A 16,381-nucleotide genomic window follows, 5' to 3' on the forward strand; every position below is an offset into this window, starting at 1 on the left:
TCGGCCGAGGCCATGCACGTACTTGTTCGGGTATTACGCCACCTTGCCGACCGCATCTGAATTCAGACGGGTCGGCAAGGTGAACAGTGCGCTACCGGTCAGCTCAGAAGTCGGCCGGGGTGTGCTGCGCCGGGTCGGCCTTGACCTCGGCCGCAGCCTCAGCCGGGGTCTCGACGGCCGGTGCCTCGGTCGCGGCGGCGACATCGGCTTCGGCAGCCGGGGTCGCCGACGACAGGAGCTCCTGCTCCCACTCGGCCAGCGGCTCGCCTGCGCCGGCCTCGGGCTTCGCGTCGCCGGAAGCCTGGCCCGCGCGGGCCTGCACGCCCTCGGCCACCGCGGAAGCGACGACCTTGGTGAGCAGTGCGGCGGAACGGATCGCGTCGTCGTTACCCGGGATCGGGTAGTCGACCAGGTCGGGGTCGCAGTTGGTATCCAGGATCGCGATGACCGGGATGTTCAGCTTGCGCGCCTCGCCGACGGCGATGTGCTCCTTGTTGGTATCGACGATCCAGATGGCCGAGGGAACCTTGGCCATGTCACGGATACCGCCGAGGGTGCGGTCCAGCTTGGTCATCTCACGCGTGAGCATGAGGATTTCCTTCTTGGTGCGCCCCTCGAAGCCACCGGTCTGCTCCATCGCCTCGAGTTCTTTGAGGCGCTGCAGGCGCTTGTGCACGGTGGAGAAGTTGGTGAGCATGCCACCGAGCCAACGCTGGTTGACGTAGGGCATTCCGACGCGCAGCGCCTCGGAAGCGATCGACTCCTGGGCCTGCTTCTTGGTACCGACGAAGAGGACGGTGCCACCGTGGGCGACAGTCTCCTTGACGAACTCGTAGGCCTTGTCGATGAAGGTCAGCGTCTGCTGCAGGTCGATGATGTAGATGCCGTTGCGGTCGGTGAAGATGAACCGCTTCATCTTCGGGTTCCACCGACGAGTCTGGTGGCCGAAGTGCGCGCCGCTGTCGAGCAGCTGCTTCATAGTTACGACAGGCATAGCCTTCGTATCTCTCTTTCGTTGCCGGTTGTCGCGGTCGATCGGCGATCGACTGCCCTGGCGCCACCGAAACCGCCGGACCCGATTCGAAGAATCCGGGACCAGCCGACGATTTCCCTGTTCATCCGCTGAAGAACTCGCGCTGACATGCCCTCGCGGACCGTCTGCTTTGCGAGCGACGACCGGATGGACGAGCACGGGTGGCGCGCGAAGTCGGTCCGTGCTGTGCACACGCAATGGCTGCTGAGCACAAACCGCTTGTTCAGTCTACGCGGCAGTGGGCCAGGTCTGAAATCGCCCCTGCGCATCGGCCGCCCATTTCGTGGATGAAGTAGGAGGTATCCACATGTCGGGAAGTTGTCCACAATCCTGAAATCGTTGTCCCGCTGGGGTTGCGCGGCACCCAGAGTGGGGGCATGAACACGTTGACACGCACCCTGATCACTACGTTTCCGCTGCTCTGCGTGGCGGGGATCGCTGGCGCACCGGCAGCCGCGCACCCCGTTCCCGCCGACTCGGGAGCACCGCCGACGGTGACGCGACCCGCTGAATCGGCTCCGAAATGCGCAGGCGGCGGGGTCGTACTCGCCCACCCACCAGCGCGACGAACCACCGACCCGCTTGTCACACCACAGCGTGCGGCCGCCCCGGGCGCCGTCCCGAAAGCGCCGCCGCCGCCACTCTCCCAGGACGGACCCGATTCGACGGGCGATCGGCCCTCCGGATTCACCTCTGCGGGCCAACGAGTGGCGATTTCTGTGCAGCTGTCGCTCGGGTCGACATCGGAAGGTGCGCGGATCGGCGGTCTGCCTGCCCCGTCGCCGGTTCACTCATCCGGTGCCGGGACCGCGGGTTCCTGCGGCGCGACGCCGACCGTAGTGCCCGTAGTGGTCGTGCCACGACGTGAGCTTGTTCCCGCCCCCGTCCCGGTACAGGTGACAACCCATGACCTCGGCGCGGCTCCGGCCCGACCTCAGGGATTGGATCAGAGCGCGGGGGCGCGATCGGAGATCGAGATCGTGGTGCGGGCAGGCGGCGGTAGCGGGTCGGCGGCCGAGCTCCCCGCGGTGCTGCGCGACATGCTGCGGTCCCTGGCTGCTCAGCAGCGGGTGCCAACGCCACGACCCCACCGCTGAGGCCGCGATGTTCACCAGGACCGCCGCCGGCCAGAAGGAGACGTGTCGTCCTCCGCGCCCTGCTCGCTCCCAGCCCGGCACAGCGCCCTGGCCAACGCGCGCTCACCGTCCCGACCAGCACCAGCCCGACACCAGGCCCTGGCCGACACGCGTCGGTCCGTCCGATCAGCACCAACCCGACACCAAGCCCTGGCCGACACGCATCGGCCCGTCCGATCAGCACCAACCCGACACCACGCCCTGGCCGACACGCATCGACCGGTCCGATCTGCGCCGATCCAGCACCGCGCTGTGCCCGACGTGCGGGAATCGGCCAGGGCCTCCCCAGCGCAGCATCGTGGCATGGCCGGGCATGCTCGATCGCGAACAGCGTTCGGGCAGGCCTTCGACATCGCGGCGCACGGGGCTCAGCGCACGGGCGATTATCGGGCGAGTGCTCGGTGTGGTCTGTCTGGTGGCGATTGTGCTCAGTGGTGCGGTGCCGGCCGATGCGGCGGAATCGGGGGCGTTCGGATGGCCGCTGCGACCGCGGCCCGCGGTGGAGCGAAAATTCGACAAGCCGGAGCGGAATTGGTTGCCGGGGCATCGAGGCGTGGATCTGGCGGGTACCGCCGGGCAGGCCGTGTTGGCGGCGGGCGACGGCATCGTGGTGTTCGCCGGGGAAGTAGCGGGCAAAGCGGTGGTGTCCATCGATCATCCGGGCGGCTTGCGCACCACCTACGAACCGGTGGAGGCGAAGGTCGCGGTGGGAAGCCGGGTGAGCAGGGGCACGCCGATCGGCACGTTGGTGGCCGGACACGAGGGGTGTCCGGCCGCCGCCTGCCTGCACTGGGGCGCCCGCCGCGAGACCGGCGCCCACAACCGCCGCGAATACGTCGACCCGCTCGGACTCCTGCACGAAGTGCCCGTTCGACTCAAACCTCTGGAGCCATAACGTGACGAACGACTCGACCACCCGATTCCCACACCGCTCATCGGCGGACGAGAATCGGGCCATGTCCGAGGAATCAAGACCCTTCACCTACGCCGAGGTCGGTGCCACCCGCACCACAATGCCCGACGGGTACCACCGGTTCCAGCATCGGCGGGCGATCGGCTACGGCCGGGAGCTGTTCGATCGGGCGGCCATCCACATACTCGACTTCGGCATACAGAAGGGCGTGGGCACTTTCCGAGCAGCCGACACCGAAACTGCGCAGCCCGGAACCGAATTGACGGTCGTTCTCCAGCTCGGACCACTGAGCATCAACGCGCCCTGCCGCGTCGTCTACGTCCTCGACGAACCCGACCGCCGAGGCTTCGCCTACGGCACCCTGCCCGGCCACCCCGAGGTCGGCGAGGAACTCTTCGCCGTCGAATACGACCCCGCCGACGACACCGTCTACGGCCTGGTCAGCGCATTCTCCAAACCGGGTACCTGGTACGTCCGCCTCGGCGGGCCCGTCGTCCGCCTGATCCAGCGCTGGTTCGCCCACCGATACCTGAATACGTTGCCCACCAGCAACTGACATCGCGGCCGACGGCTGACATCGCGACGACGGCGGGCGAAACTTCGACGTTGTGTCGAAGGCGGAACGGCAGTGGTCAGAGCAGCGCTGCCAATGTTTCGGCTTCCGCGGTCAACCGATCGCGCCGGTCGGTCGCGCCGAGGCGGCCGTATTCGGTTGCCGCGACACGTCTTTCGTCGATCTCACGGCGAACAATCGCTTCGATCTCGACCTCGGTGAGTTCGCGGCGAAGCGCCTCCGCCGCACCGAGACCGACCGCACTGTCTTCCACCGCGCCGGCTTTCACCTCACCGGCATCGATCGCCTCCGCGTTGTCGATCGCCGCCAGCGCCGAACGCAGCGCCGACACCGCACCGAGGTCGCGGGCCTTCATCGCAGGCTGCAACGCGGCGCGCAGCCGCTCACGCAGGGAAGTCACCCGACCACACTATTTTGCACCTCCGCCGGCGTCGACCGATTTCCGCCGGCAATCGGCGCGGCCGCGCGGGCCGTCGGTCTGGCCAGCGGGCGACGGGTCACGGCACGAACATTCGCCGGCTGCGTATCCAGTCCCGCCCCGAGTCCTCGATCCTGCCCGCCACCTGATGACGATAGGTGGCCCGGCACTGGGTGATCGCACCACCTGAACCGCAAAGCGCTACCCGTTGAGTAGCAGGGTGACCACGGCAACGAGAGCGAGGGTGGCGACGGCGAGGGTGGTTGTCACGACGAATCGGTGAGCGGTGCCCATGTGTCCGCGATCGAGTGCACGGCCGCGGGACCAACCGACCCCTGCCAGGAGCAGTGCGACCACGGCGGCAGCGAGGGGAAAGACCCACATCGGCCGGCCGTCGACAGCCGCCTCGTGCGCGAAGAGCAGCGCACAGGCTGCCGCGCCGAGGGACGTGCGCCGCCAGGCCAGCGCGGTGCGTTCCATCGCCAATGTCGGTGCGGTCACGACAGCACCACCGCCACGCAGGCGAGGGCGGCCACCACCGCGATGCCGGCCGACAGCACGGGAACCAGGACCGTTCCCGGCAGCGGTCCCCCTGCCCGCATCGCGAGGTTGATCCGTCGCCAGTGCCGGAAGGCGGCGAGCGCGACGACCAGCGCCATGATCAGGCAGATCATCGAGATGGCACCGGCGAATCCGGCCAGACGAGTCGGCTGGACGAGCGTATGCACCGCGACGCCACCGGCGAGCAGACCGATAGCGGTCCTGATCCACGCCAGAAACGTCCGTTCGTTGGCAAGGGTGAACCGATAGTCGACCTCCTCCTCGCCATCCCCGGATTCAGCCCCGACCTCGGGCAACGTCACAACCACCACCTCCTGTCCCCATCATGCGCTACCCGCCGCCCGCCCCGACCCTGACGAGCACGGCGCCCACCATGTCGTCGGTGTCCGGTGGCATATCGTCAAGCACCCCTGGTTGTTCTCGCTTCAGGTGGTCAGGCGCGGGGGTGGGCTCGGTCGTGGACTCGTTTGAGGCGTTCGACGGAGACGTGGGTGTAGAGCTGGGTCGTCGCCATGCTGGCGTGGCCGAGGAGTTCCTGAACTACGCGCAGGTCGGCGCCGCCTTCGAGCAGGTGGGTGGCGGCGGTGTGGCGTAGGCCGTGGGGTCCCATGTCGGGTGCGCCGGGGATGGCGGCGATGACCTCGTGGACGACGGTGCGGGCTTGGCGCTGGTCGAGGCGGCGCCCGCGTTGGCCGAGGAACAGGGCGCGGCCGGAGTGGTCGTTGACCAGGGACGGACGGCCGCCGCGGAGCCAGGCGTCGAGGGCGGCGTCGGCGGGACCACCGAACGGCACCGAGCGTTCCTTGTTGCCCTTGCCGAGCACACGCACCAGGCGACGTTCCCGATCGATGTCATCGATGTCGAGCCCGCACAATTCGCTGACACGAATCCCGGTGGCGTACAACAACTCCACCACGAGCCGGTCCCGCAGTGCCATCGGGTCCTGCTGCGCGGCACCGGATTCCGCCGCATCCATGGCCTGTTCGGCTTGATGACGACCGAGCACCGCAGGCAGCACGCGATGCGCTTTCGGGGCCTGCAGCCGCAACCCCGGATCGACACCGAGTCGCCCGGTCTCGGTCAACCAAGCGGTGAACGTCCGTGCGGCCGAGGCCCGCCGAGCCAACGACGTCCGTGCCACTCCCGCCGCCGCCAGCTCCGCCAACCACGACCGCAACAACGGCAGATCCAGCTCCCGCACCGCCGAATCGGCCGACCGCGCGTACAGATGCTCCAGCAGCGACCGCACATCCCCCAGATACGCCCGCACCGTATGCGCCGACCGATTCCGCCCCAACCGCAGATGCCGCCCGAACTCGGTGAGCAACGCGGTCAGATCATCAGGCAGCACATCCATCCCCCAACCGTCGCCCTTCCCCATCCCCCACGCAACCCACCACGCCGCCGCTGACGACGAGCCACCCACACAGATCGCTCCGACCCCCTCTTGCAACATGCCGAGCACCCCGCACCGTCCTCGGCGCCCGAAACGCAGATCCACGCCTGTCGCCCGCTCGCGCTGTCAGCTCGCCCGCCGACTGGATATCCGAAACCATCCACCCGAGTCGCAACCGACCAGTTCGGCGAGTTCCAGGCTCGGCAGTACCGCTCGGACAGTGGCCAGATCCAGTCCGGATTGTTGGGACAGCTCGCGGGGCAGACGGGAACCGATGGTGGGCAGGGCGGCATAGATTTCGGCTTCGGCGCCGCGGAGGTGGGCGGCGGGGTCCAGCGGATTGCCTTCGGTGACCGGGAGGCGGAGAGGGCCTGCTTCGTCGATGATGTCCTCGGCGCGGGTTACCAAGAGCGCTTCGCCGTCTCTGATCATTCGATGGCAGCCTGCCGAGGAGGCCGACCCTACGGGGCCCGGCACAGCCATGGCGGGTCGTCCCAGCCTTCGTGCCCACTTCACCGTATTGCGGGCGCCGCTGCGTAGGCCCGCCTCGACCACAAGAACACCGTCCCCGAGCGTCGCGATCAACCGGTTCCTTGCCAGGAACTGGTGTTTCTGCGCCGAGATGCCCGGCGGGTATTCGCTGACTACGAGACCACTTTCGGCGATAGCGGCGAGAAGACGATCATGCTGCGCAGGATAGGGGCGATCGACACCGCAAGCGAGAACCGCCACGGTGTTCCCGCCGACAGCCAATGCCGCCCGATGCGCTGCGGCGTCGATGCCGAAAGCCGCTCCGGAAACGATGGTCCAGCCACGGCCTGCCAGGTCGCACGCGATCTCACTCGCCACCTGCAACCCGTAGCCGCTACTACAACGCGAACCGACCACCGCGACAGCACGTTCGGACGCGACATGGAGCGAGAGCGGGCCGCGCGCCCACAACACCAGCGGGACAGCCGCCTCACGATCACGTTCGGTGTCGAGTTGGCCGAGCCCGAGCATCCGCCAGCCTGGCCATTCCTCGTCATCGGGAGTGATGACCCGCCCGCCCAAGCGGACAATGGTATCCAAATCTTTTGCCGCCGAATCGATCTCACGCCGAACCACTGTCGGACCGCGTAGTGCTGCGGGCAGCTCGTGCTCACGAACAGCACGGGCGGCCTCACACACCCCGACCGAGGCGATCAGTGCCGACAGCGGCGCACACGGCCCCTGCACCACCCGCGACAGATACACCCAGGCGAGCCTGCGATCGTCTCGATCACCGTCCAGATCCACCACATCACCGACCACACGCAGCTCGCTCATTGCGCACCTCGCTGCCGGAAGTTCAACGACGACATCACATCCTGCACGGTGGGCAACTCCCCTTCGCGCAGATCGCAGACCGTCCAGGCCACCCGGATCGCCCGGTCGGCACCACGCGCCGACATGCGCCCGAGCCGTAAGGCCGCCTCGATCGGCGCGATGGATTCCCTGGGCAAGGTGAAGCGCTTGCGCAGGATATGGCCCGGCACTTCGGCATTGGTCGTCCAGCCGTCCGCGCTCCACCGCTGCGCCGCGCGGGCCCGTGCGCACGCAACGCGTTCGGCCACCGTGGCACTGCTCTCGACCTGTTCGTCGCTGAAGGTCGCCCCGGCCTGGCCGTGCATCTGGACCCAGATGTCGATGCGATCGAGCAACGGACCCGACAGCTTGCCCAGGTAGCGGCGTCGTGCCAGCGGCGCGCAGATGCAGTCCACATCGCGCGCGGGTGCACACGGACAGGGGTTGGCCGCCAATACGAGTTGGAAGCGGGCCGGGTACCGGGCGACACCATCACGCCGGGCGATCCGCACCTCCCCCTCTTCGAGCGGCGTCCGCAGTGCCTCCAGGACCTTGGTGCCGATCTCGGCGCACTCGTCGAGGAACAGCACCCCGCGGTGCGCCCGGCTCACCGCGCCGGGACGAGCCATGCCGGAACCGCCGCCGATCATGGCGGTCACCGATGTCGAATGATGCGGTGCGACAAAGGGAGCCAGCGTGAGCAACGGCTGCTCGGCCGAGAGCGATCCCGCCATCGAATGGATCGCGGTCACCTCGAGGGACTCCACCTCCGACAGCGGCGGCAACAGACCCGGAAGACGTTGCGCCAACATCGTTTTGCCGATTCCGGGCGGCCCGGTGAGCAGCAAGTGGTGCCCACCCGCCGCCGCGACCTCCAGCGCCCAGCGCGCCTCGTCCTGACCGACCACGTCGCTGAGGTCGCCGCACGGTGTCTGTATCCCCGGCACGACCCCGTCGGGTTCGACCAGTTTGCCCTCACCACGCAGCCACGCCACGACCGCTCGCAGACTCGTCGCGCCGAGTACCTCGATCCCCTCGACCAGTCCCGCTTCGGCAACCGCCGCGGCGGGCACGACCACGGTGGGCAACCCGGCCGCACGCGCAGCGATCACCGCGGGCAACACCCCGCGGACCCGCCGCACCCGGCCGTCCAGCGCCAACTCGCCCAGCAGCACCGTTTTCACCAGCCGCTCGCCGGGTACCGCCCCGGCGGCATCGAGCACCGACACCGCCAGTGCCAGGTCGTACACGCTGCCCACTTTCGGCAACGTCGCGGGCGAGAGGGCCAGGATCACCCGGCCGTCCGGCCACTTCTCCCCCGTGTTCGCCACCGCGGACCGGACCCGATTGCGTGATTCCTGCAGTGCGGTATCCGGCAGGCCGACGAGATTCACCGAGGGCAGACCCTGACCGATATCGGCCTCGATCTCAACCAGTTGCCCGTCGACGCCGGTCACCGCCACCGACAACGCCCGTCCGAGTGCCATCAGAAGGCCGCGGTCAGATGATTGATGACCGGCCCGCTCCCCCGCGGGACCAGCACCGACACCACGTCGAAGCGAATCCGCCGCCACGGCGCGTTCTGCTCGGCCAGCCACAGCAGCGCCAGCCGCCGGATGCGCTGCTGCTTGCTGAAGGTGACCGCCTCGGCCGGAATACCGAATCCCAGCCCCGACCGCGTCTTCACCTCGACGAACACGGTGACCGACGGGTCCTGGACGATCAAGTCCAGCTCACCGTATCGACACCGCCAATTACGGGCGACGATCTCCATCCCCGCCTCGCACAGATACTGCGCGGCCAGCTTCTCCCCGTATGCGCCGAGCGCCTGTTTGTGTGCCATGAGCGAAAGCATGGCCACCCACGCTCACCCAGCTGACTCACGCGACCTGGGCAAACAGAAAACCTGTGGATAACTGCCGCCCTGTGGATAACTACTCGGGCAAGCGCAGGTCCGGCTTCTCCAGCTCCTCGATGTTCACGTCCTTGAACGTGATCACCCGCACGTGCTTGACGAAACGTGCCGGGCGGTACATGTCCCACACCCAGGCATCGCTCATCCGCACTTCGAAATACACCTCGCCGTCGGCGTTCTGCGGGCGCAGTTCGACAGAATTGGCCAGGTAGAAGCGCCGTTCGGTCTCCACCACGTACGAGAACTGGCCGACGATGTCCTTGTACTCGCGGTACAACGACAGTTCCATCTCGGTTTCGTACTTCTCGAGGTCCTCAGCACTCATCGGGTGGGACGTCCTCCTGCTAGCAGCGCCGCGTTCATTGGTGACATCATCGCGCATGTGCCGCGCGAGTAGCCACTCGGCTACCTCCGGGCACCTCTAGCTCGCGCACATTCCGCCAGGAACGGCGGTGTTCGGTGCTCGGTCCGAGCTGTCGTAGCGCGGCGGTGTGCTCGGGCGTGTTGTAGCCCTTGTGCGCGGCGAAACCGTAGCCGGGCAGCTGTGCGTCGAGCTCGACCATCATCCGGTCCCTGGTCACCTTCGCCAGGATGCTCGCGGCCGCGATGCAGGCCGCGGTGCCGTCGCCGCCGATCACGGGCAGCGACGGCGCGGGCAGTCCGGGGACCTTGAATCCGTCGGTCAGGATGTAGCCGGGGGTGCGTCCGAGGCCGGCGACGGCTCGGCGCATGCCCTCGATATTGGCCACGTGGATCCCGATCGAGTCGATCTCCCACGCGGGCACCACGACGACGCTCCAGGCCAGCGACAACCGCTGAACCACCGGGAACAGCTCCTCACGCGCCGCCTCCGTGAGTTTCTTGGAGTCGTCGAGCCCGGCGAGCTTGTCGTAGGCCTTGGGCGCCAGCAGGCACGCCGCGACCACCAGCGGGCCCGCACAGGGTCCGCGGCCCGCCTCGTCGACTCCGGCCACCGGCGCGAGGCCACCGCGCACGAGCGCGGCCTCGAGCGTGCGTAGGCCGCCCGCCCGGCGCATCACCATCCGCGGCGGCCAGCTGGTCCGATCCTGCCCCACAGTTCGATTGTCCCGTCGCGTCAGTTCTGCCGGGGTGTTCCTGGTGCGCATTCGCTCCGGAACACCCCTGCTCAACGTGTCAGTTCTCTTGGGCGTTCTGGCTCTTCACCGGGCCCATGCGGTTCGGCGGCCAGATCTTGAACACCGTCTTGCCGCGGACATTGTCCACCGGCACCGTGCCCTGCAGATCGTCGCTGACGTGGGCGCGCGAATCAGCCGACTCGTTGCGGTTGTCGCCCATCACCCACAGATTGCCCTCCGGCACCTTCACCGGACCGAACACCCGGCCCGCCGGGTAGACGGCGTTGGGACGGTCGGTGTACCACGGGTAATCCTTCTTGATGTACGGCTCGTCGAGCGGTTTGCCGTCGACCATCACGCGGCCCTGCGGATCGCAACACTGCACGGTCTGCCCGCCGACCGCGATGACGCGCTTGACCAGATCGTTCTCGTCCGGCGGGACCAGCCCGAAATAGGACAGGAAGTTCTGGATACCGCGCACGACGGAGTTGTCGGAACGCACGGACTTGTAGTGCCCGTTCCACGACGGCGGCCCGACGAAGACCACCACGTCGCCAGGCCCGGGTTCGGAGCCGTAGTAGCTGATCTTCTCGACGTAGATTCGATCACCGATCAGCAGCGTGTTCTCCATCGACTGCGAGGGGATCACATACGGACGCCCGACGAAAGTCACCATCAGCGCGGCGATCACCGCCGCGATCACGACCAGTATCGGCAGCTCCTGCCAGAACGGGCGCTGTTTCTTGTCGGCGCGCTTTTTTCTGCGCCGCCCACCGTCGTCACCCGAATCGGACACCGACACCGAACCACTTTCGTCTGCCACGCCGAACAGAGTAGCCCGGCACCCCGACGTGAGTCGGGTACCGGGCTACCTGAAGAATTCTGGTACTGCGAAGTGCTACTGCGAGATCAGCGCTTTTCCTTGATCTTGGCAGCCTTGCCGCGCAGATCGCGCAGGTAGTACAGCTTGGCGCGACGCACGTCACCACGGGTCACGACATCGATGTGGTCGATGTTGGGGCTGTGCACGGGGAAGGTGCGCTCGACACCGACGCCGAAGGACACCTTGCGGACCGTGAAGGTCTCGCCGATGCCGCCGCCCTGACGCCGGATCACGACGCCCTTGAAGACCTGGACGCGCTCCTTCGAGCCTTCGATGACCTTCACGTGCACGTTCAGGGTGTCGCCCGGACGGAAGTCGGGGACATCGCTACGCAGCGACTTCTGGTCGACGAAATCAAGGGTGTTCATTTTCCACCTTTTCGGATTCTTTGCGTGAACAGAGGAACCTGGCGGCACTCGCGCGCTCGACCGGTTCATGCTCAGAACAGGAGTGCTCTCGGACATGACTCGTCCAAGGCAACCGGTTCATTGTGCCAGACCGGGTAGCCGCGATCGAAATCGGGCCTCACTCATCGCCGTGCTGGTCGGACGCCGGGTTCCTGGACGCTGGGTTCTTGGACGGTGGGCTTTTGGACGCTGAGATGTCGAATGCAGGGTCGGTCCGACGTCGCGGCAGCAGATGCGGGTGCGGCAGCGGGGCGGGCGGCGCCGCGACGACGGTGCGCGCCAAGACCGCCTCGGCGGCGGTGCGCGCGTGCTCGACGTCGGGTTTGCCCGCGATCAGGTCCTGGACGAAGATCTTCGCGCGGATGACCGGTCGACGGTACCGCCGCTCGCGCGCGATCGCCCGGTTCATGGTCTTGGGCCGGTTCCCATAGCGCCAGCGCGCCCACGGCGCGCCTGGCCGGCTCAACCGCACCGCCCCCACCAGGAGAAACGGCGTGAAGAACATACCGAACAGCCCGGTCCAGATCTTGCCCTTGGCGATCACCACCGCGGCGAGCGCCAGATTCACCACGACCGTGATCGCCACGCCGACCCGCACCCCGACCCCGGCCGACTTGCGGAATTCGTCGTAGTCCAGAAACGTCGCGGGCTGCACGCCGAGCAGCAGCAGCCCGGTCACCGCGAGCGCGACGAACACCGCGTCCACCGAGGTGCGTCCCTGTTCGGACCAGTAGACGTCACGCAGATAGAAGATCAGCGCGAACTCGTCGAGTACCAGCGCGGCGCCGATCCCGAAGATGGCCGACAGCACGCTCGAGGTGACCTGGGTGGCGTCCTCGGCGGTGGCGATCAACCCGATGCCCGAGAGCAGCACGGTGATCACGCCGAACACCATGTGGTGGATGTGGGTGTCGCCGGCTTTCACGTTGCCGGGCCACCAACGCACGTTGGCCCGGATCATCCGCACGCTGACCCGGATCACCACGAAGCCGAGGATGAACCCAAGCAGGAAGCAGAGCAGGGGCAGGCGGCCGTGCGAAATCACCTCGTCTTCGAGCCACCGTCGCATGCCGCCCGCCCTGTCGTCGAGTTCCTACTTGTTGCCGAAACCAGCCGCACGCAGTGCGTCCGCCATCGAACCGGTCGGTGCGGCGGCCTGCTTGCGCTGGTTGCCGCCGTTACCCTGTCGGCCCTGGTTGCGAGCCGGGGCCGGACCGCGACCGCCTTGCTGGCCACGACCCTGACCGCGCGGCGCGCCGCCACCACGATTGTCCCCCTGCGCGGGCTTGCCCGGCTCGTCATCGAGTCGCAGAGTGAGCCCGATCCGCTGCCGGGCGACATCGACCTCGAGGACCTTCACCTTCACCACGTCACCGGACTTCACCACTTCGCGCGGATCCTTGACGAAGTTGTGCGACAGCGCCGACACGTGCACGAGGCCGTCCTGGTGCACGCCGACGTCGACGAAGGCGCCGAACGCGGCCACATTCGTGACGACGCCTTCGAGCACCATCCCCGGCTTCAGGTCGGCGACCTTCTCGATACCCGCGGCGAACTCGGCGGTCTTGAATTCCGGACGCGGGTCGAGGCCCGGCTTCTCCAGCTCGGCGATGATGTCGCTGACGGTGGGCACACCGAATTTCTCGTCGGTGAAGTCACCGGGCTTGAGCGCACGCAGGGTGCTGGTGTTGCCGATGACCTCGGCCATCTCCCGGCCGGTGTGTTCGAGAATGCGGCGCACCACCGGGTAGGCCTCGGGGTGCACGGCGGAGGTGTCGAGCGGGTCGGCACCGCCGCGGATACGCAGGAAGCCCGCGCACTGTTCGAAAGCCTTGGGGCCCAGGCGCGGAACCTCGAGCAGGGCCTTGCGGCTGTTGAACGGCCCGTTCTGATCACGGTGGGCCACAATGCTTTCCGCCACCGGCGAGGAGACACCCGACACGCGCGAGAGCAGCGGCACCGAGGCGGTGTTCACGTCGACGCCTACCGCGTTCACCGCGTCTTCGACGACCGCGCCCAGCGAGCGCGCGAGCAGTGTCTCGGAGACGTCGTGCTGGTACTGGCCGACGCCGATCGACTTGGGATCGATCTTCACCAGTTCGGCGAGTGGATCCTGCAGGCGCCGGGCGATGGAGACCGCACCGCGCAGCGACACGTCCATGTCGGGCAGTTCGGCCGAGGCATACGCCGAGGCGGAGTACACCGAGGCGCCCGCCTCCGACACCACGATTTTGGTCGGCTTGTTCTCCGGGATCCGCGAGATCAGTTCCACCGCAAGGGCATCGGTCTCACGGGAGGCGGTGCCGTTGCCGATCGCGATGAGCTCCACGTTGAAGCGGGCGACGAGCGCGGCCAGCACGGCGAGGGACTTCTCGGTCTGCCCCTGCGGCTTGTGCGGGTAGATGACCTCGGTCGCGACGGCCTTACCGGTGGCGTCGACGACGGCGACCTTCACACCGGTGCGATAACCGGGGTCAAGGCCCATCGTGGTGCGGGTGCCCGCGGGCGCGGCGAGCAGCAGGTCGCGCAGGTTCGCGGCGAACACGTCGACCGCGTCCTTCTCCGCCGCCTGCCGCAACCGCATCCTGGTGTCGATACCCAGGCTCACCTGAAGTTTCGTTCGCCAGGCCCAGCGAACAGTGTCGAGCAGCCAGGAATCGGCCGGGCGGCCCTTGTCGGCGATGCCGAAGGCGACCGCGATGCGGCCCTCGTAGATCGTGCGCTCGCCGGGCGCCGGTTCCTCGGTGTCGGCTTCGAGGTGCAGCGTGAGCATCTCCTCCTTCTCCCCGCGCAGCAGCGCCAGGATCCGGTGCGAGGGGAGTTTGTGGAAGGGCTCGCTGAACTCGAAGTAGTCGGAGAACTTTGCCCCCGCCTCCTCTTTGCCCGCGCGCACCGTCGAGGTGACCTGGCCCCGGTTCCACATCAGTTCACGCAGCTCACCGACCAGGTCAGCGTCTTCGGCGAAGCGTTCGACGAGGATCGAGCGGGCGCCGTCGAGCTGTTCGGCGGTGTAGCCGGCCGGATCGGTGTTCGGGTCGCCGATCAGCGCGTCGGCCACCGGCTCGTGGCCGGCTTCGCGCGCGATCTGCGCCTTGGTGCGGCGCTTGGGCTTGTACGGCAGGTAGATGTCTTCCAGGCGCGCCTTGGTCTCGGCGAGCATGAGCTGCGAGTGCAGGGTGGGATCGAGTTTGCCCTGGCCGCGGATGGATTCGATGATCGCGCCGCGACGCTCGTCGAGTTCACGCAGATACCCGAGCCGTTCCTCGAGCTGGCGCAACTGGGCATCGTCGAGGCCGTCGGTGACCTCCTTGCGGTACCGCGCGATGAACGGAACCGTCGAACCGCCGTCGAGCAGTTCGACGGCGGCGCGGACCTGGGTCTCGCGCACCCCCAGCTCATCGGCGATCCGCCTGCCTACGCTGGCGATGGTGGTCGTGCTGTCGGCGATCTCGGGCGCTGTCGTCACAGCCGCAGAGACTACAGCTCATCACCGACACCTCGCTGGCACCCAGGTCAGCGGATTGCTCGCACCTCGGGTTCGGTGATCGGCCGATCCAGCGCGGTGTCGGTGCGTTCGCGCAGGAATTTGTCGAACATCGCCGCGACGTAGCCCCGCACCAGCGACGCCACCCGATCCGGATCGATCGCCCCGATGTAAGTCGACGCGGCGGGCCGGGCGAGCGCGGGGACCAGCGATGGCATATCGGTGAAGTCGTAGTGCGCCGAATCCGCCACGGCCAGATGACGTTTCCAGCCGGTAGCTCGCTTCCAGAACGCGTCGAGGGACGGATTCGCATCACCGACTTCCTCGATCTGACCGCTGGTCAAGACCAGGGTCGGCCGGTCAACGCCCTCGGTGGCCGCGCGGCCGAAGGCCTCGTCCACCCCGATCTGCCCGTCCATGTCGACGGCGGCATCGATCCGGCGATCCTCGTGCATGGCTTCGACGGCTGTGTACCCGCCGGAGGAGTGCCCGACGGCGCCAACCCGGTCCAGGTCGAGTACCCGGCCCAGATCGACTGGCAGAGAGTCGGATACGGCATCGGGGTTCGCCCCTGCGGCCAGCGCGGCCAGCGAGTCGAGGACGAACCGGAAGTCGAGCAGTCGTGCCGCGATGTACTTCTCGCGGATGGCGGTGTCGAAGCCGTTCGGCGCAGCGGCGGGCCGCACGATCCGGCCGCCGGGGAACTCGACGGCCGGACCGGTTTCATAGGTGTGATCGATGGTCACCACCACGTAGCCGCGCGACGCCAGGTCCTCGGCGAGCCCGGTGCCGAGAACCCGCGAGACACCGGCGCCGGGGGTGTACAGCACGACCGGATAGGTGCTCGCCGCCTGTGCGGGCGCCTCCCGGTGGGCGTGGGCCAGGGCGCCGGGCAGCTCGATGCCGAGTTCGGCCTCCAGTCCCGGGATCAGTTCGGTCGACGCGTAATGCGCACGCGGGTAGCGATCTACCTCGGTCGCTGGGTAGAACACCGACACCATCAGTTCCCTCGACCGGTCGGGCTGGAACGGGTCCGGCCGTGCGTCGTCGACCAGGTGCAGCGTCGTGGCGCCGACCGGCAGAGTTCCGGTGGGACCCGGGAGAACGCCGACGCCACCCGGTCCGGCATCGGCACCGCCCACACTCGACGCGACCAACCCGCAGACCGACATCGACACCACCATCGCGCGACGGAACACCGTCTCCCCCATCATTATTCGGCACGGGGCCGAAACGCC

Annotated in this window: 18 protein-coding genes; 3 read left to right on the forward strand and 15 right to left on the reverse strand. The window is 67.8% G+C overall.

Annotation, left to right across the window (positions count from 1 at the left end; translation table 11 throughout):
* Positions 1 to 103: 103 nt before the first annotated feature.
* Positions 104 to 994, reverse strand: a complete 891-nt coding sequence (gene rpsB, locus ACWZHB_RS19535) for a 30S ribosomal protein S2 (protein ID WP_427903300.1) — start codon at positions 992 to 994, stop codon at positions 104 to 106.
* A gap of 416 nt (positions 995 to 1,410) precedes the next feature.
* Here rpsB and ACWZHB_RS19540 point away from each other — a divergent pair, with 416 nt between their 5' ends.
* The 3 genes from ACWZHB_RS19540 to ACWZHB_RS19550 all read left to right on the forward strand — a co-directional run bounded on the left by ACWZHB_RS19540 (position 1,411) and on the right by ACWZHB_RS19550 (position 3,638).
* Entirely contained in the window at positions 1,411 to 2,130 is a 720-nt protein-coding gene (locus tag ACWZHB_RS19540) for a hypothetical protein (protein WP_427903301.1), read from the forward strand.
* A 352-nt stretch (positions 2,131 to 2,482) separates the two neighbouring features.
* The gene (locus ACWZHB_RS19545) at positions 2,483 to 3,064 is read left to right on the forward strand and encodes a M23 family metallopeptidase (RefSeq protein WP_427903302.1); all 582 of its coding nucleotides are present in this window, start codon (positions 2,483 to 2,485) and stop codon (positions 3,062 to 3,064) included.
* A 61-nt stretch (positions 3,065 to 3,125) separates the two neighbouring features.
* On the forward strand, positions 3,126 to 3,638 hold the full coding sequence (locus ACWZHB_RS19550) for a DUF1990 family protein (RefSeq protein WP_427903303.1): 513 nt from the start codon (positions 3,126 to 3,128) through the stop codon (positions 3,636 to 3,638).
* Between the two features lie 76 nt (positions 3,639 to 3,714).
* Here the strand turns inward: ACWZHB_RS19550 and ACWZHB_RS19555 are convergent, their stop codons facing one another.
* From ACWZHB_RS19555 to ACWZHB_RS19620, 14 genes are all read right to left on the reverse strand, one after another.
* Positions 3,715 to 4,056 carry a GatB/YqeY domain-containing protein gene (locus tag ACWZHB_RS19555; protein WP_427903304.1) on the reverse strand — a complete coding sequence of 114 codons (342 nt, stop codon included), beginning with the start codon at positions 4,054 to 4,056 and terminating at the stop codon, positions 3,715 to 3,717.
* A gap of 219 nt (positions 4,057 to 4,275) precedes the next feature.
* A complete protein-coding gene (locus tag ACWZHB_RS19560; protein ID WP_427903305.1) occupies positions 4,276 to 4,575 on the reverse strand; it encodes a DUF202 domain-containing protein in 300 nt (99 codons plus the stop codon).
* Positions 4,572 to 4,937, reverse strand: coding sequence for a YidH family protein (locus tag ACWZHB_RS19565; protein ID WP_427903306.1), 366 nt, complete (start codon positions 4,935 to 4,937; stop codon positions 4,572 to 4,574). Before ACWZHB_RS19565 ends, ACWZHB_RS19560 begins: the two co-directional genes overlap by 4 nt.
* A 131-nt stretch (positions 4,938 to 5,068) precedes the next feature.
* Positions 5,069 to 5,992 carry a tyrosine recombinase XerC gene (locus tag ACWZHB_RS19570; RefSeq protein WP_427903307.1) on the reverse strand — a complete coding sequence of 308 codons (924 nt, stop codon included), beginning with the start codon at positions 5,990 to 5,992 and terminating at the stop codon, positions 5,069 to 5,071.
* A gap of 165 nt (positions 5,993 to 6,157) precedes the next feature.
* Entirely contained in the window at positions 6,158 to 7,339 is a 1,182-nt protein-coding gene (gene dprA / locus ACWZHB_RS19575) for a DNA-processing protein DprA (protein WP_427903308.1), read from the reverse strand.
* A complete protein-coding gene (locus tag ACWZHB_RS19580; protein WP_427903309.1) occupies positions 7,336 to 8,844 on the reverse strand; it encodes a YifB family Mg chelatase-like AAA ATPase in 1,509 nt (502 codons plus the stop codon). Before ACWZHB_RS19580 ends, dprA begins: the two co-directional genes overlap by 4 nt.
* A complete protein-coding gene (locus ACWZHB_RS19585) occupies positions 8,844 to 9,200 on the reverse strand; it encodes a YraN family protein (RefSeq protein WP_427903310.1) in 357 nt (118 codons plus the stop codon). Before ACWZHB_RS19585 ends, ACWZHB_RS19580 begins: the two co-directional genes overlap by 1 nt.
* Positions 9,201 to 9,291: 91 nt before the next feature.
* The gene (locus tag ACWZHB_RS19590; protein ID WP_011210678.1) at positions 9,292 to 9,597 is read right to left on the reverse strand and encodes a DUF2469 domain-containing protein; all 306 of its coding nucleotides are present in this window, start codon (positions 9,595 to 9,597) and stop codon (positions 9,292 to 9,294) included.
* 46 nt (positions 9,598 to 9,643) lie between these two features.
* Positions 9,644 to 10,348, reverse strand: coding sequence for a ribonuclease HII (locus ACWZHB_RS19595; RefSeq protein WP_427903311.1), 705 nt, complete (start codon positions 10,346 to 10,348; stop codon positions 9,644 to 9,646).
* Between the two features lie 79 nt (positions 10,349 to 10,427).
* Positions 10,428 to 11,192 (reverse strand): signal peptidase I, encoded by a 765-nt coding sequence (gene lepB / locus ACWZHB_RS19600; RefSeq protein ID WP_427903312.1) that lies wholly within the window; start codon positions 11,190 to 11,192, stop codon positions 10,428 to 10,430.
* 86 nt (positions 11,193 to 11,278) lie between these two features.
* Entirely contained in the window at positions 11,279 to 11,620 is a 342-nt protein-coding gene (gene rplS / locus ACWZHB_RS19605) for a 50S ribosomal protein L19 (protein ID WP_427903313.1), read from the reverse strand.
* A gap of 157 nt (positions 11,621 to 11,777) precedes the next feature.
* Positions 11,778 to 12,728: a hypothetical protein gene (locus ACWZHB_RS19610; RefSeq protein ID WP_427903314.1), complete on the reverse strand. Its 951-nt coding sequence runs from the start codon at positions 12,726 to 12,728 to the stop codon at positions 11,778 to 11,780.
* Between the two features lie 24 nt (positions 12,729 to 12,752).
* A complete protein-coding gene (locus ACWZHB_RS19615; protein ID WP_427903315.1) occupies positions 12,753 to 15,125 on the reverse strand; it encodes a Tex family protein in 2,373 nt (790 codons plus the stop codon).
* A gap of 47 nt (positions 15,126 to 15,172) precedes the next feature.
* Complete coding sequence (locus ACWZHB_RS19620; RefSeq protein ID WP_427903316.1) at positions 15,173 to 16,354, reverse strand: alpha/beta hydrolase family protein; 1,182 nt, start codon at positions 16,352 to 16,354, stop codon at positions 15,173 to 15,175.
* Positions 16,355 to 16,381 lie beyond the last annotated feature (27 nt).

The organism is Nocardia sp. FBN12 (genome assembly GCF_054031145.1).

Excerpts from the sequence above, each read along its gene's own strand:
- ACWZHB_RS19580 (WP_427903309.1), bottom strand. The coding sequence starts at position 8,844 with ATGGCACTCGGACGGGCGTTGTCGGTGGCGGTGACCGGCGTCGACGGG.
- ACWZHB_RS19585 (WP_427903310.1), bottom strand. The coding sequence starts at position 9,200 with ATGGCACACAAACAGGCGCTCGGCGCATACGGGGAGAAGCTGGCCGCG.
- ACWZHB_RS19620 (WP_427903316.1), bottom strand. The coding sequence starts at position 16,354 with ATGGGGGAGACGGTGTTCCGTCGCGCGATGGTGGTGTCGATGTCGGTC.
- ACWZHB_RS19610 (WP_427903314.1), bottom strand. The coding sequence starts at position 12,728 with ATGCGACGGTGGCTCGAAGACGAGGTGATTTCGCACGGCCGCCTGCCC.
- ACWZHB_RS19570 (WP_427903307.1), bottom strand. The coding sequence starts at position 5,992 with ATGGATGTGCTGCCTGATGATCTGACCGCGTTGCTCACCGAGTTCGGG.
- ACWZHB_RS19550 (WP_427903303.1), top strand. The coding sequence starts at position 3,126 with ATGTCCGAGGAATCAAGACCCTTCACCTACGCCGAGGTCGGTGCCACC.
- rpsB (WP_427903300.1), bottom strand. The coding sequence starts at position 994 with ATGCCTGTCGTAACTATGAAGCAGCTGCTCGACAGCGGCGCGCACTTC.
- dprA (WP_427903308.1), bottom strand. The coding sequence starts at position 7,339 with ATGAGCGAGCTGCGTGTGGTCGGTGATGTGGTGGATCTGGACGGTGAT.
- ACWZHB_RS19540 (WP_427903301.1), top strand. The coding sequence starts at position 1,411 with ATGAACACGTTGACACGCACCCTGATCACTACGTTTCCGCTGCTCTGC.
- rplS (WP_427903313.1), bottom strand. The coding sequence starts at position 11,620 with ATGAACACCCTTGATTTCGTCGACCAGAAGTCGCTGCGTAGCGATGTC.
- ACWZHB_RS19545 (WP_427903302.1), top strand. The coding sequence starts at position 2,483 with ATGCTCGATCGCGAACAGCGTTCGGGCAGGCCTTCGACATCGCGGCGC.
- ACWZHB_RS19590 (WP_011210678.1), bottom strand. The coding sequence starts at position 9,597 with ATGAGTGCTGAGGACCTCGAGAAGTACGAAACCGAGATGGAACTGTCG.